Raw genomic sequence first — 12348 nt, 5'->3', positions numbered from 1 at the left:
CTGACAATGAGGTTGACGCCTCTGATTCTGCTGCTCGGGCTCGTCTGGCCGGCAGTATCGGCCACAGCCCAGCAAGCGGACCCGCCCGGATCGTTGTCGTCCTCCGTCCTGTCCGACCCGGAATTGAATCGGGACGCCAGCCAGGCGCTCGAAGACCTGTACAACATGCGGTTCGACCGGGCGGAGGCCGCCGCCGATCGGATCCGGGATCGCCATCCGGGACACCCCGTAGGGCCGTTCCTGGACGGGCTCATCGTATGGTGGAAGATCCTGCCGAATCTGACGGTGGAGGACCACTCCCACGATCGGGCCTTCTTCCGCGCCATGCAGGAGACCATCGATCGGGCGGAGCAACTCCGCAAGTCGCGGACATATGGCTACGATGCCGACTTTTTCCAGGGGGCCGCACACGGATTCAGGGGGCGTCTGCACGGCGATCGTGAATCGTGGCTGAAAGGGGCGCAGGACGGGCGTCGGGCCCTGGACTTTGTCCTTGATCTGGCCCAGCGGGACACCTCGAACGCCGACCTCCTGTTCGGCGAGGGCGTGTACCGGTATTTTGCCGAGGCCATCCCGGAACAGTATCCGATCGTGCGGCCCATCATGTTCTTCTTTCCGGACGGCGACAAGGAAGATGGCAAGCGACTGCTCCGTACCGTGGTCCGACGCGGGACCTACGTGCGCGCCGAGGCCGCCTGGTTCCTGCTCCAGATCCACATGGCCTTCGAGCCGGATTACGAACGGGCGCTGGAATACGCCACCCTGCTGAACACGTGGTATCCCGAAAACCCGCTGTTCCAGGCCATGCTGGGGCGCGTCCTGTTCCGTTGGGGGCAGTGGGACCGGGCGGAGACGACTTTCCGGGCGCTGATACCCGTTGAAGGTGCTGACACCAACGACATGGCCCCGTCGCCGCCCTTCGCGTCCGTCCCGCCGGCCGTCCTGTCCCAAGCCCACTATTACCTGGGTCGGATCGAGATGACCCGCCGGAACTGGCCAGCCGCCCGGGTGCACTTCGAGCAGGTCCCGGTCCTTGAAGCGCCGTATGACGGACATTCCTGGTTCAAGGTCCATGCCCTGTTGCGCACGGCCATGACCCTGGATGCGCAAGGCCAGCGGGCCGAGGCCGAAACCGCCTACCGCGCCGTGCTCAAGCTGCCGGAGCGGGGTGGATCCCGGGATCGCGCCCGGAACTACCTGGAGACACCCTACCGGATGGCACAGCCATGATCCGACCCATCAAGCGCCTGGGACAGAACTTCCTGCAGGACCCGAACACGGCGCGGAACATCGTGGCCGGCCTCGTGGCCAAGCGAGGGGACCCCGTTGTGGAGATCGGTCCCGGAACGGGCGCCCTGACCGGTCTCCTGACCGATGCCTTCGACCGTGTGACGGCCATCGAGGTGGACGAACGCGCGGCTGAGATCATAGAGGATCTCTGGCCCGCGGTCGACATCCGCCGCATGGACATCCTGGATGTGGATTGGCAGGCGCTCCGGAAGGAATTGGAAGCCCCATTGCATGTGATCGGCAACCTGCCCTACTACATCACCACACCTATCTTGTTCGATCTCCTGGATGCCGGTGCGGATGGGGATGTCAAGGAGGCCGTGATGATGATGCAGTACGAGGTCGCCGAGCGGCTCATTGCCCAACCGCGCACCAAGCAGTATGGCATCCTGTCGGTGGCGGTCCAACAGGCGGCACGGGCTGAAATCCTCTTCCCGGTGTCCCGGAACGTGTTTTTTCCGAAGCCTGATGTACGCAGCGCCGTGGTCCGTTTGACCTTCGGCGAGCAGGATCCCGCCCTGCACGTGGATACCGCACATTTGCGGATGGTCGTCCGGACGGCGTTCAACCAACGACGCAAGACGTTGCGCAACAGTCTCCAGGCGCTTACCGGGTCCCTGGGTCGTGAATTGCCGGAGGACGTCGCCTCGAAGCGGGCAGAGGAGCTGTCTCCGAGCGACTTTGTGACCCTGACGAGGTATCTTCACGGCATGCCTCCCCGCCCCTGATGGCCGCCTGAAATGGAACCCAACACCACCCGCGATACCGTAATACCCTCCGGTCTCGATCTCGACAATGAACTGGTCGAGAACATCGAGACATTGATCGAGGAAGGGCAGACCGCCATGGTGTTGAACATCGTGTCGGATCTGCATCCGGCCGATCTGGCGGACCTGCTGACGCATCTGTACGACGACCATGCGTCCATGCTGCTGCAGTGGTTGCCGGCCGATGTGGCAGGCGATGTGCTTGCGGAGTTGGACGATGAGTACCGGGCGCGACTCCTTGAGGACGTCTCCAACGAGCGCATCACGGAGATGCTCGACGAGTTGGACACGGACGATGCCGTGGACGTGCTCGCCGACCTCCCTGCCGACGTGGCCAGCCAGGTCATTCCCGGGCTGGAATACGCGGCCGATGTCCAGGAACTGCTCGGATACGAGGAGGACACGGCCGGCGGGCGCATGGCCACGGAGCTGGTGTATGTGCACGAGGATGCCACCGTGGCGGAGGCCACCGAGGAGGTCCGCCGGAATGCCGAGAACGTGGGGGTCATCTACGCCATTTTCGTCGTCGACGAACGGGAGCGGCTGGTCGGTGTCGTCTCACTGAAACGCATGCTGTTGTCCCCCTCCAGGGCGCGGATTGCAGATGTCATGGAGCGGGAAGTCATTTCCGTGAAGACGTCCGTCGACCAGGAGGAAGTGGCCCGGCTCATGGAGCGGTATGACCTGGTTTCCATGCCGGTCGTGGACCACGACGGGTGTCTGGTGGGGCGGATCACGATCGATGATATCGTGGACGTCTTGCGCGAGGAGGCCGAAGAGGACATGCAGCGCATGTCCGGTGTGGCCCGGAGCGAGGAACCCACCGATTCGGTCTTCCGCATTGTCCGTGGCCGTCTTCCGTGGCTCATGGCCGGTCTTGTGGGCGCATCCCTGGCCGCGGCCGTCATCATGGTCTTCGAGGACTCCCTGGCCCGCGCATCCATCCTGGCCAGTTTCATTCCCATCGTCATGGCGACGGCCGGCAACGCGGGGATCCAGAGTTCCACGATCGCCGTGCAGGGACTGGCTTCAGGTGATGTATGGGCCTCCGACTTCGGGCACCGCGCGCTGAAGGAACTGGGCGTGGCGCTTTTGAACGGCGTCATCGCATCGGTCGTGCTGGGCCTGGTCATCCTCGCGGTAGCACCGTTCCTGGAAACGATTGCTGCAGATCAGGCCCTGACACTGGCCATGACCGCATCCATCGCGTTGCTGCTGGTCATCGTATTGGCCACCACGCTCGGGGCCATCGTACCCCTGCTGCTGCATCGCGTGAACATCGATCCGGCCCTCGCCACCGGGCCGTTCATTACGACCACGAACGACATCCTGGGCATCCTGATCTTCTTCCTTCTGGCGAATTGGCTGTACTTGTAGGGGGCTCAACCCTGCCGTTCAAGCAATCGAGGGGCCCTCCACTTCTTCAATAGCCTTCTAGCCGGCGGTCTGCAGGGCCGTCTGGTCGTTGTACTTCGACGGGCACTTGACCAGAATGGTCTCGGCGATGAACTCGCCATTTTCGCCCGGACGACCTTCTATGACTACCTGCTCGGCATCCTCGAAATTGGCCGGTTTCGGATTCGCATAGCGGACGGTGCGCACGTTGCCTGCTTCGTCCTTCATGCGGAACGTGAAAATGTTCGTCTGCGCATTGTAACGCACGGCCTCGGGTTCAATCCACATGCCCACGACGTGGGCCTTGGCGTCGGCCGCCTCGGCCTGTTCGAAATTCATGTATCCTCCCACGGAACTGCCGAAATTCATGAGCAGGAGGGAGGTGAAGCCGATGATGAGGACGAATCCTGCAATGCTTTTGACGTTCATGGCGCTGGGCAGTGGGCGTTGGACCGCCGTTTAAAGGGGTTCTTCGTTTCCAATGTGCGAATCGACGGTCCGTTCCAACTCCGCAATGCGACGGTCCGTTCGCCAGATCATGAATACGATTCCGATCCAGATGAGGAGCACCACGGCCAGTACCACAAGGATCTTGTCATCGGACAGCATGACTTGTTCCAGCGGGGTTGGCGGTTTGGTCGGGATGTCCGTGGCCGCCCAGATGCTGTCATAGGCCGTGGACTGGACGGCTTGCAGGGTATCGGATTCGTTCATGGCGTCAGGGTTGGTGTCGGGCAGGGTTACAGCTCAGGATCGGCCGTGAGTCGGTTTTTCAGCACGGCCACCCGCACGCGCTGCGTGTACAGCACCCAGAACAGGCCGATGAAGCCGATGACGGCCGGATAGAAGACCAGACGCATGACCGGCGCCGTGATGTCCGAGAACGCCGGATTTCCGTCGGCGCCCGGATGCAGGCTGGCCATCTGGCGGGGCAACACGTAGAGCAGGAAGGGTACGGTCACGGCCGCAAAAACATTGTAGACCGCCGAAATCCGGGCGCGTTTCACCGGGTCGTCGAAGGCCGACCGGAGGACGAAATACGCCCCGTAAATGAGCAGCTGGAGGGCGGCCATCGTCTGCCTGGGATCGAAATTCCACCACACGTTCGTGCCCACGTACCACGTGAACCGGGCCCAAATGATGCCGGTGGTCAGACCCAGGATCCCGAACAGGGTCGCTATCCGCGCGGCCTGGAGGGCCCGGATGTCACGCAGCGGATGCCCGGTCTGCAGGTAACGCACGGAATGCCACGCCGACACCCCCACAGCGGCCATCATGGTGAACCACATGGGCACGTGGAAATACAGGTTCCGTGCCGTGTGCTCCAGGATGTTGATTTTCGGGATGCTCAGCAGGAATCCACCCAGGATGACCAGGGTCAGCCAGGCGAAGACTCCGTTACGAATGATGCTGTACGTGCGTGACATGATGCTGGTATTTTACCGGCCCGGAGACCGTTACACAAGTCAAGTTTTTCCTAATCCGTCCACACGTGTTCGAACAGCATGAAGGCGGCCGTTGTGACCACGCCGGCAAAGGCCACAAGCGTTATGAGATCGTTTCCCGATGCGCTCCACCCGAGACCTCCTTCGAGTGCGTGCCGGGAGGCCCGCACCACCGACAGCAGGAGGGGGGCCAACATGGGAAACAGCAGCACGGGCAGGAGGGGGCCGCTGGCCGATGCGCGCGCAATGATGGCTGCCAGCATGGTTGTCGCTGCCGCGAGACCGAGTGAGCCCAGGGCGAGCGTGGCCAGCAACAAGCCCGTGTCCTCAATGGACAATGTGAGCAGGAAGCGCATGACGACGAGGGCCGTCAGGTTCACGGCCATGAGCAGCAGGAAGTTGAACAGCATCTTGCCCGCCAGCACCTGGCTCCCGTGCAGGTTCAGTTGCAGCAACATCACGGTCCCCTGTTCCTCCTCGGCCACGAAGGAACGGCCCAGGCCCAGCGCAGCCGAGAACAGGATGACCATCCACAACAGGGCCACTTCCACGCGGGGTCCTACCGCCTCGCGTCCCAGAGAGAACGCAATCAGGAGCAGCGACGACAGAACGAACATGAACAGCAGGTTCACGGCGAACCGGTTTCGCCACTCCAGGCGCGCATCCTTCAGGAACACCGCCCAACATCCGCGCAGCCAGTTCATCATGTGAACGTCCCCACAAAGGCGATTTCAGGGGTCAGGACGTGTCCCGTCCGCTCCTCGACCGTTGCAATCACGTGGTCTATGAGCTCCCGGACATCCCGTGCCGTAGCGCCTCCCCGGTTGATCATGATATTGGCGTGACGCGTGGTGATTTCCGCACCGCCCACGCGTGTGCCCTTCAGTCCGCACTCGTCGATCAGGCGGCCCGCGCCAATGCCTTCGATTTTCTGGAAAATGGATCCGGCGCTGGGCTCGGTATCGAGCGGCGGATGCCGCTCGGCCCGCCACGCCAGATTCTCGCGGACAATCCGATCCATCCGCTCCGGTGTGGATTTCCGGAGTTGGAAGGATGCGCTGAGCACGATGTCGTCGGTTTCATGCAGGGTGGACCAGTCATATCCGAAACGGAACCAGTCCCGGTCCACATGCCGCTCCACACCATCCTCGCCAAGCAGGAGGGCTCCGGTCACCACTTCCTCGATGAACATGGTCCGCTCCCGCTCCGGGGCCGGCGACAGGAAGTGCAGGTTCTGCCACAATGCGCCGCCGATGGTGGACGGAATGCCCGCAAAATGCTCAAGGCCGGACCAACCCGCCGCAACCGTGGCCTGGATGATGTCCGGCCAGACGATGGCCCCGCTTTCAGCCGTAAGCAGGCCAGCCTCCGGACCTTGGCCGTCGTCCAGGCTGAATGCCGCGGCGCGGTTGCGGACCACCAGTCCGTCGTAGCCGCCGTCGCCCACCAGAATGTTCGCGCCGAGTCCCAGCAGGAAATGGGGAACCGCGGACGTCCGGGCGATCCTCAGGATGTCCGCCAGTTCGACCGCCGAGCCCGCTTCCACGAACAGCCGGGCCGGACCGCCTATCCGGAACGTGGTGTACGGGGCCAGGACGACGTCCCGAAGGACGCGACCCGGCCCCAACCGGGTCGTCAATTCGGTATGCAGGCGATCGATCGGTTTCAATGGATCGGAAGTTCGGGCGTGCGTAATCGTGACACGAGGCAACAGTTCGCAAAGTAAACGGTTGTTCATCCAATATACCCCACACCCAACCTCCAACAGAAGAAATGGCAGCGAACCAATACCCCAACGTCAGCCGGGCCGCGGCGCGGCTCGGAATAGCCATCTTTGGCTTTCTCATGATTGTCGCCCTGGCCGGTGGATGCATGACCACCTCCATCTCGTCCGGGGAAGGTGCGGTCAAATACAGCATTTTCGGAGGGACCGACCTCGAGAAGCTGTACGGTGAAGGCATCCAGTTGCATGCACCCTGGGTCACGCTCATCCGCTATGACCTGCGCGTCCAGGAGCAACTCGAGGACATCAACGCGCTGTCGTCGAACGGCCTTTCCATCGGCATGGACGCCTCCATCCGCTGGCGCCCGAAGTCCGACCAGTTGGCCAACCTCCATGTAACCTATGGCACCGATTATTTCCGGAAGCTGGTGCAGCCGGAGCTTCGCAGCTCCGTTCGTCAGATTGTCGGCCAGTACACTCCGGAAGAATTGTACTCGACGCGACGGACGGAATTGCAGGAATCCATTTTCGAGCAGGTCCGGAACGCCGTCGAGTCCGAATACGTGACCGTGGATGCCGTGCTGGTCCGGGACATCATCCTGCCCGAGCAAATCCGGGGAGCCATCGAGAACAAGCTGAAGGAAGAGCAGGAGGCGGAACGCTACCAATTCACCATCCAGAAAGAACGCCTGGAGGCTGAGCGGAAGCAGATTGAAGCCACCGGACAGGCCGAGTACCAGCGGATTATCACGGCCAGCCTGTCGGACCGCTTCCTTCAGTTCAAGGGCATTGAGGCCACTCAGCAGTTGGCCACCAGCACGAATGCCAAGACGGTGGTCATCGGAAGTGGCGGCAACGGGCTGCCGATCATCCTGGGCAACCAGTAGGCCTCAACCGCCTTCCAGTCCTCCCGTATCCACATCTATGGCCGAGGATTTCTTTGATCGTGTGTGGCAGGTGGTGGCGCGGATTCCGCATGGACGCGTCACCACCTACGGCCACATCGCCGCGTTCCTGGGCTCGAAGCAAGCCGCGCGTGCCGTCGGGTGGGCGCTCAATGCGTCCTCAGGTACCGGGTTGCCGGCGCATCGCGTGGTGAACCGGAACGGGGGACTCACCGGCCGACGCCACTTCGAGACCCCCCACGTCATGGAAGAACGCTTGCGGGGAGAGGGGGTCCACTTCATTGAGGACGGCGTGGTGGATCTGGAGCGTCACCTCTGGATACCCGAGTAGCTTATCCCGAAATCCGCGCCAGGTCTTCCCAGAACGTCGGAAACGACACCGCGGCCACGCTGGCGCCGTGCACGTGCACCGGTCCCGATGCCACCAGGCCGGCCACCCCCATGGTCATGGCAATCCGGTGATCGCCGAAGGCGTCTACCCGGCCACCCGTGAGGCGGCCGCCGCCCTGGATGGTCCAACCATCCTCGTGTTCGGTGACGCGGGCGCCGAGCGCCCGAAGACCGTCTGCCACGGCGGCAATCCGGTCCGTCTCCTTGTGCCGGAGTTCGCCGGCACCCCGGATTTCCGAGACCCCGTCCGCGCAAGCGGCGGCCAGCGCAAGCACCGGCAATTCGTCGATCATGTTCGCGATGACCGGCCCGGAAACCTGCACCCCGGACAGCGCAGCGGAGCGCACCACCAGGTCCCCGATCGGCTCGCCGCCCGTCGTCCGTTCATTTTCAATCCGGATATCCGCACCCATGGCCCGGAGTACGTCCAGGAGGGCCGTGCGCGTCGGGTTCAGCCCGGTCCCGGGCAGCCTCAGCAAACCGCTTTCCACAATACTTCCGGCCACCATGAAGAAGGCGGCCGCGGAAAAATCACGGGGCACGGTCCAGAGCCGGGGTGCAATGCGCATGCCCCCTTCCACGGTAATGTGGCGCTCCCCATCCAGGACCACCGACGACAATCCGAGCATCCGTTCGGTGTGATCCCGCGTGGCCACGGGTTCAATGACGGTCGTTTCTCCCTCGGCGAACAACCCGGCCAGCAGCACGGCCGATTTGACCTGCGCGCTGGCCACCGGCAGTCGATATACAATACCGTGGAGCGCATCGGTGGGCGCGATGTGGAGGGGGGCGCGCCCGTCAGAGGCTGATATCCGGGCCCCCATTTCCGAGAGCGGGGCCATGACCCGTCCCATGGGACGGGCGGAGAGTGACGCATCGCCCGTCAATTCCGACGGAAACGGCTGTCCGGACAGGATACCCGCCAGCAGGCGCATGGTTGTTCCGGAATTGCCGCAGTCCAGCGGGGCGCCGGGCGCGGCAAGGCGACCACCCTCCACCCGGAGTGCCTCGTCCTCCTGCTCCACGCGAACGCCGAGCTGACGCAGGCACGACAGCGTGGACTGCGGATCCTCGGACGCCGGGTAATTCACAATGCGTGATGTTCCGTCGGCGAGCGCCGAGAGCAGCGCGGTCCGGTGGGCAATGGATTTGTCGGCAGGCAGGTCCACCGTTCCGGACAGCATCCCGGCTGGTTGGACGGTCCGTACATCGTCTTTTGTGCTCATACGTCGTCGAGCCCGGCAATCAACTCCTGTTTCCGATCCCACGGCAAGAAGGCGTGGTCGAACGCGGCCCGGGCCACCTGGCGGGTTTCCTGTTCCGTGAGCCCGCAGCGCGTGTGCGCCAGCCAGAGTTCATCGGTCGTCGATGTATGGCTGAACAGGCGACTGTCCGTATTGATGGACACCGGTACGCCCGCTCGCAACAGGTCTTTCAGGGGATGCGTTTCGTAGGAGTCCACTACGTGGGTCTGCACATTGCTCGTGGGGCAGATTTCCAGCGGTATCCGATGCGCCGCAAGGTATTCCACCAACTCGGGATCCTGCACCGCGGTAATCCCGTGGCCAATCCGGTGGGCCCCACAGTAGAACAGCGCCTGCCGGATGGAGTCGGGCCCCCAGGACTCGCCGGCATGGACGGTCAGGCTCAGGAGGTGATTGCGGGCGTGATAGAACGCGGCCAGGTGTTGTTTTGCCGGGTTGCCGGCTTCGCCGCCTGCCAGATCGAACCCGATAACGCCCTGTTTGCGACGGGAAACGGCCGCCTGGGCCTGTCGGACCGATGCGTCCACGTACCGGTCGCGGAGCGCGCAGACAATGATCCCGGACTGGATGCCGTACTCGAGCTCGGCGCGGCGGAGACCGGCCAACACGGCATCGAGCACCTGCTCCAGGGAGAGGCCCTCCTCGGTGTGCAGGATGGGGCCGAACCGGACTTCCAGCCAACGGACGTTTTCCCGGGCAAAGTCCTCGGCCATTTCGAATGCCACGCGCTCCAGGGTCGCGGCGTCCTGCATGAGACCGATGGTGTACTTGAACCAGGACAGGTATTCCTCCAGGTTCTGTGACGTATCCACGCCCAGGAGGCTCTCGCGGAGCCCTTCCACCGAATCTGCCGGCAGGAGGGACATGCGGCCCAGCTTCCGGGCCAGGTCCAGCATGGTTTCCAGGCGCATGGCACCGTCGAAGTGGGAGTGGAGTTCGGCCTTGGGCCAGGCCAGGATGTCGGATCGGGTCATGTCGTGCTTCTTTTGGGACTATGGAACAGGCGGGATCGCGCCGTGTTCTCCATCAATCCGGATAAATCACCATCCAATCCATTACCGTCATGGGCAGCCTCGGTCCTTTCGAACTGGTTCTCATATTTCTTGCCATTCTCCTGATTTTCGGAGCCAAGCGGATTCCCGAGATTGCCCGCGGTCTGGGCAAGGGTATCAAGGAGTTCAAATCCGCCACGCGCGAAATCAGCAATGAGTTCAATGTGGATGACCATCCAAACCGGATCCAGCCTCCGCAGCAGGCGCCGCATTCGACGCCGCGGTCAACCGAGCAGCCCCGGCCGACCGAGCCGTCCAGGCCTACCGAGCACTCGCAGCACTGAGTCCGGACGCGCGGCACGTTTTTGCTCATCCCGCCCGGAATTCGCCCGGTGTTGACAGAAGGGTTGCAGCGCATATGTTAACATGGGGGCTTGACCGGCATTTCCTGAATTCGCCGGCCCCGCAGTTTTGTCCACGTTGTCCATACAGTCGCCATGAGCATTCTTGTTGACCGGAACACCCGGCTCGTCGTCCAGGGATTCACCGGAAAAGAGGGTACGTTCCACGCCGAGCAGATGATTGAATTCGGTACGACCGTTGTCGGTGGCGTCACGCCCGGCAAGGGCGGCCAGCAGCATCTGGACAGGCCGGTCTTCAATACCGTTGCCGACGCGGTCGAGCAGGAAGGGGCCAACGCATCCATCATTTTCGTGCCCCCGCCGTTCGCGGCCGATGCCATCCTGGAAGCGGCACAAGCGGGCATCCAGACCATCGTGTGCATTACGGAAGGCATCCCGCCCCGCGACATGGTTCCGGTATACCATTATATAAAGAAGGTCGGCGCGGATCTGATTGGTCCGAACTGCCCAGGTGTGCTTACACCAGGTCAGGCCAAGGTGGGCATCATGCCGGCCATGATCTTCAAGCCTGGCTCGGTTGGCGTGGTATCGCGCTCCGGTACGCTTACCTACGAGGCGGTTGACCAGTTGACCCGGCAGGGACTGGGCCAGTCCACGGCCGTCGGCATTGGGGGTGACCCGGTCATCGGCTCCCGATTCGTGGATATCCTGCGCAAGTTCCAGGCCGATGATGAGACGGAAGCCGTCGTGATGATCGGCGAAATCGGTGGAACGGCCGAGGAAGAAGCTGCGGCCTTTATCAAGGACCACATGACCAAGCCCGTCTTCGGATTCATTGCCGGACGGACCGCGCCTCCCGGGCGCCGGATGGGTCATGCCGGCGCCATTATTTCGGGCGGCAAGGGAACGGCTGAAGACAAGTTCGCAGCGCTGGAAGACGCCGGCGCCACCATCGTCCTGAATCCGGCAGCCATCGGGGAGACCGTGAAGCGGACGCTCTGACCGCTTTGGATATCCAATCGGTCACATTCGTCGGGGGCGCCACGAAGCTCGGGCACATGCCCGAGGACGGGTTGCCCGAGATTGCCTTCATCGGGCGATCGAATGTCGGCAAGAGTTCGCTCATCAATGCGTTCCTGAAACGCAAGGCGCTCGCACGGACCTCATCCACGCCCGGCAAGACGCAGGAGATCAACTTCTTCCGGGTGAACGACACGTATTACGTGGTCGATCTGCCAGGCTTCGGATACGCCAAGGTGTCCAAGGCCCATCGCGCGGCGTGGCAAAAACTGATCGGTGCCTATCTGACGGGACGCGATACCCTCCGTGTGGTGTTCCAGTTGGTTGATTCCCGGCACGAACCCACCGCGCTCGACAAGGAAGTCATGATTCTGCTGCGCGAGAGCCCGGCAGAACACGTGGTCGTGTTGACCAAGGCCGACAAACTTTCCGGGAATGAACGGCAGAAATCGGTATCGCGTGTCCGCAAGGCCATGTTGTCGTTGGGCATGGAGCGACCGGTGGTGCTGACCAGTGCTCATGACGGACGGGGCAGGAATGAACTCATGGACTGGCTCGACCAGCTGTTGGGGTAGGGATCCGGGTCTGCAAATCGCAATACCCTGTTCATCTTGCCTTGACAAAGGTTCATCGTCCCTCTATATTCAAGTTCAGAAAGCGAAGACACGACCACATCAACCAGACCAGAACGGCATTTGGGCATCTGTTACAGCATTTCCAACCCCACCTTTCAAGCGAAACCTGAAATCTGTCACGAACGGTGATGCCGTTCGGGACAGTTCCTGTTGGATCGT

General features: G+C 62.6%; 15 protein-coding genes. 8 read left to right on the top strand and 7 right to left on the bottom strand.

From position 1 onward, the window contains the following. Positions 1–6 precede the first annotated feature (6 nt). From RIE53_00410 to mgtE, 3 genes are read left to right on the top strand one after another with little or no spacing between them, the layout of a single operon-like run. Positions 7–1230, top strand: a complete 1224-nt coding sequence (locus RIE53_00410) for a tetratricopeptide repeat protein (protein ID MEQ9103135.1) — start codon at positions 7–9, stop codon at positions 1228–1230. Continuing rightward, the gene (rsmA, locus tag RIE53_00405; GenBank protein MEQ9103134.1) at positions 1227–2018 is read left to right on the top strand and encodes a 16S rRNA (adenine(1518)-N(6)/adenine(1519)-N(6))-dimethyltransferase RsmA; all 792 of its coding nucleotides are present in this window, start codon (positions 1227–1229) and stop codon (positions 2016–2018) included. The genes RIE53_00410 and rsmA overlap by 4 nt, the downstream gene beginning before the upstream one ends. Positions 2019–2030: 12 nt before the next feature. Then, positions 2031–3434: a magnesium transporter gene (gene mgtE / locus RIE53_00400; protein MEQ9103133.1), complete on the top strand. Its 1404-nt coding sequence runs from the start codon at positions 2031–2033 to the stop codon at positions 3432–3434. A gap of 57 nt (positions 3435–3491) precedes the next feature. Here the strand turns inward: mgtE and RIE53_00395 are convergent, their stop codons facing one another. From RIE53_00395 to murB, 5 genes are read right to left on the bottom strand one after another with little or no spacing between them, the layout of a single operon-like run. After that, a complete protein-coding gene (locus RIE53_00395; protein MEQ9103132.1) occupies positions 3492–3881 on the bottom strand; it encodes a cytochrome c maturation protein CcmE in 390 nt (129 codons plus the stop codon). A 30-nt stretch (positions 3882–3911) separates the two neighbouring features. Further along, on the bottom strand, positions 3912–4166 hold the full coding sequence (locus RIE53_00390) for a hypothetical protein (GenBank protein MEQ9103131.1): 255 nt from the start codon (positions 4164–4166) through the stop codon (positions 3912–3914). A 26-nt stretch (positions 4167–4192) separates the two neighbouring features. Next, positions 4193–4879 (bottom strand): cytochrome c biogenesis protein, encoded by a 687-nt coding sequence (locus RIE53_00385; GenBank protein MEQ9103130.1) that lies wholly within the window; start codon positions 4877–4879, stop codon positions 4193–4195. A gap of 50 nt (positions 4880–4929) precedes the next feature. Continuing rightward, entirely contained in the window at positions 4930–5604 is a 675-nt protein-coding gene (locus RIE53_00380) for a heme exporter protein CcmB (GenBank protein MEQ9103129.1), read from the bottom strand. Next, positions 5601–6566: a UDP-N-acetylmuramate dehydrogenase gene (gene murB, locus RIE53_00375; GenBank protein MEQ9103128.1), complete on the bottom strand. Its 966-nt coding sequence runs from the start codon at positions 6564–6566 to the stop codon at positions 5601–5603. The genes RIE53_00380 and murB overlap by 4 nt, the downstream gene beginning before the upstream one ends. A 176-nt stretch (positions 6567–6742) precedes the next feature. Here murB and RIE53_00370 point away from each other — a divergent pair, with 176 nt between their 5' ends. Continuing rightward, entirely contained in the window at positions 6743–7507 is a 765-nt protein-coding gene (locus RIE53_00370; protein ID MEQ9103127.1) for a prohibitin family protein, read from the top strand. Between the two features lie 37 nt (positions 7508–7544). Then, a complete protein-coding gene (locus RIE53_00365; protein ID MEQ9103126.1) occupies positions 7545–7856 on the top strand; it encodes an MGMT family protein in 312 nt (103 codons plus the stop codon). Position 7857: 1 nt separating this feature from the next. On the opposite strand, the gene aroA is transcribed toward RIE53_00365, so the two are convergent. Then, on the bottom strand, positions 7858–9141 hold the full coding sequence (gene aroA / locus RIE53_00360) for a 3-phosphoshikimate 1-carboxyvinyltransferase (GenBank protein ID MEQ9103125.1): 1284 nt from the start codon (positions 9139–9141) through the stop codon (positions 7858–7860). Further along, positions 9138–10154: an adenosine deaminase gene (gene add, locus RIE53_00355; GenBank protein MEQ9103124.1), complete on the bottom strand. Its 1017-nt coding sequence runs from the start codon at positions 10152–10154 to the stop codon at positions 9138–9140. The genes aroA and add overlap by 4 nt, the downstream gene beginning before the upstream one ends. Positions 10155–10243: 89 nt before the next feature. On the opposite strand from add, the gene RIE53_00350 reads away from it, so the two are divergent. The 3 genes from RIE53_00350 to yihA all read left to right on the top strand — a co-directional run bounded on the left by RIE53_00350 (position 10244) and on the right by yihA (position 12129). Then, a complete protein-coding gene (locus RIE53_00350; protein ID MEQ9103123.1) occupies positions 10244–10516 on the top strand; it encodes a twin-arginine translocase TatA/TatE family subunit in 273 nt (90 codons plus the stop codon). Positions 10517–10669: 153 nt separating this feature from the next. Beyond that, a complete protein-coding gene (gene sucD, locus RIE53_00345) occupies positions 10670–11536 on the top strand; it encodes a succinate--CoA ligase subunit alpha (protein ID MEQ9103122.1) in 867 nt (288 codons plus the stop codon). Between the two features lie 5 nt (positions 11537–11541). After that, positions 11542–12129 (top strand): ribosome biogenesis GTP-binding protein YihA/YsxC, encoded by a 588-nt coding sequence (yihA, locus tag RIE53_00340; protein MEQ9103121.1) that lies wholly within the window; start codon positions 11542–11544, stop codon positions 12127–12129. The last annotated feature ends 219 nt before the right edge of the window (positions 12130–12348 follow it).

The sequence above is a fragment of the Rhodothermales bacterium genome (genome assembly GCA_040221055.1).
Lineage (GTDB): Bacteria > Bacteroidota > Rhodothermia > Rhodothermales > UBA10348 > 1-14-0-65-60-17.
Note: the sequence above shows the minus strand (reverse complement) of the source record. Positions and strands in the feature narration are given on the sequence as shown.

Coding starts and splice junctions, on each gene's coding strand:
- RIE53_00410 (MEQ9103135.1), top strand. CDS start 7: ATGAGGTTGACGCCTCTGATTCTGCTGCTCGGGCTCGTCTGGCCGGCA.
- rsmA (MEQ9103134.1), top strand. CDS start 1,227: ATGATCCGACCCATCAAGCGCCTGGGACAGAACTTCCTGCAGGACCCG.
- mgtE (MEQ9103133.1), top strand. CDS start 2,031: ATGGAACCCAACACCACCCGCGATACCGTAATACCCTCCGGTCTCGAT.
- RIE53_00395 (MEQ9103132.1), bottom strand. CDS start 3,881: ATGAACGTCAAAAGCATTGCAGGATTCGTCCTCATCATCGGCTTCACC.
- RIE53_00390 (MEQ9103131.1), bottom strand. CDS start 4,166: ATGAACGAATCCGATACCCTGCAAGCCGTCCAGTCCACGGCCTATGAC.
- RIE53_00385 (MEQ9103130.1), bottom strand. CDS start 4,879: ATGTCACGCACGTACAGCATCATTCGTAACGGAGTCTTCGCCTGGCTG.
- RIE53_00380 (MEQ9103129.1), bottom strand. CDS start 5,604: ATGATGAACTGGCTGCGCGGATGTTGGGCGGTGTTCCTGAAGGATGCG.
- RIE53_00370 (MEQ9103127.1), top strand. CDS start 6,743: ATGATTGTCGCCCTGGCCGGTGGATGCATGACCACCTCCATCTCGTCC.
- RIE53_00365 (MEQ9103126.1), top strand. CDS start 7,545: ATGGCCGAGGATTTCTTTGATCGTGTGTGGCAGGTGGTGGCGCGGATT.
- aroA (MEQ9103125.1), bottom strand. CDS start 9,141: ATGAGCACAAAAGACGATGTACGGACCGTCCAACCAGCCGGGATGCTG.
- add (MEQ9103124.1), bottom strand. CDS start 10,154: ATGACCCGATCCGACATCCTGGCCTGGCCCAAGGCCGAACTCCACTCC.
- RIE53_00350 (MEQ9103123.1), top strand. CDS start 10,244: ATGGGCAGCCTCGGTCCTTTCGAACTGGTTCTCATATTTCTTGCCATT.
- sucD (MEQ9103122.1), top strand. CDS start 10,670: ATGAGCATTCTTGTTGACCGGAACACCCGGCTCGTCGTCCAGGGATTC.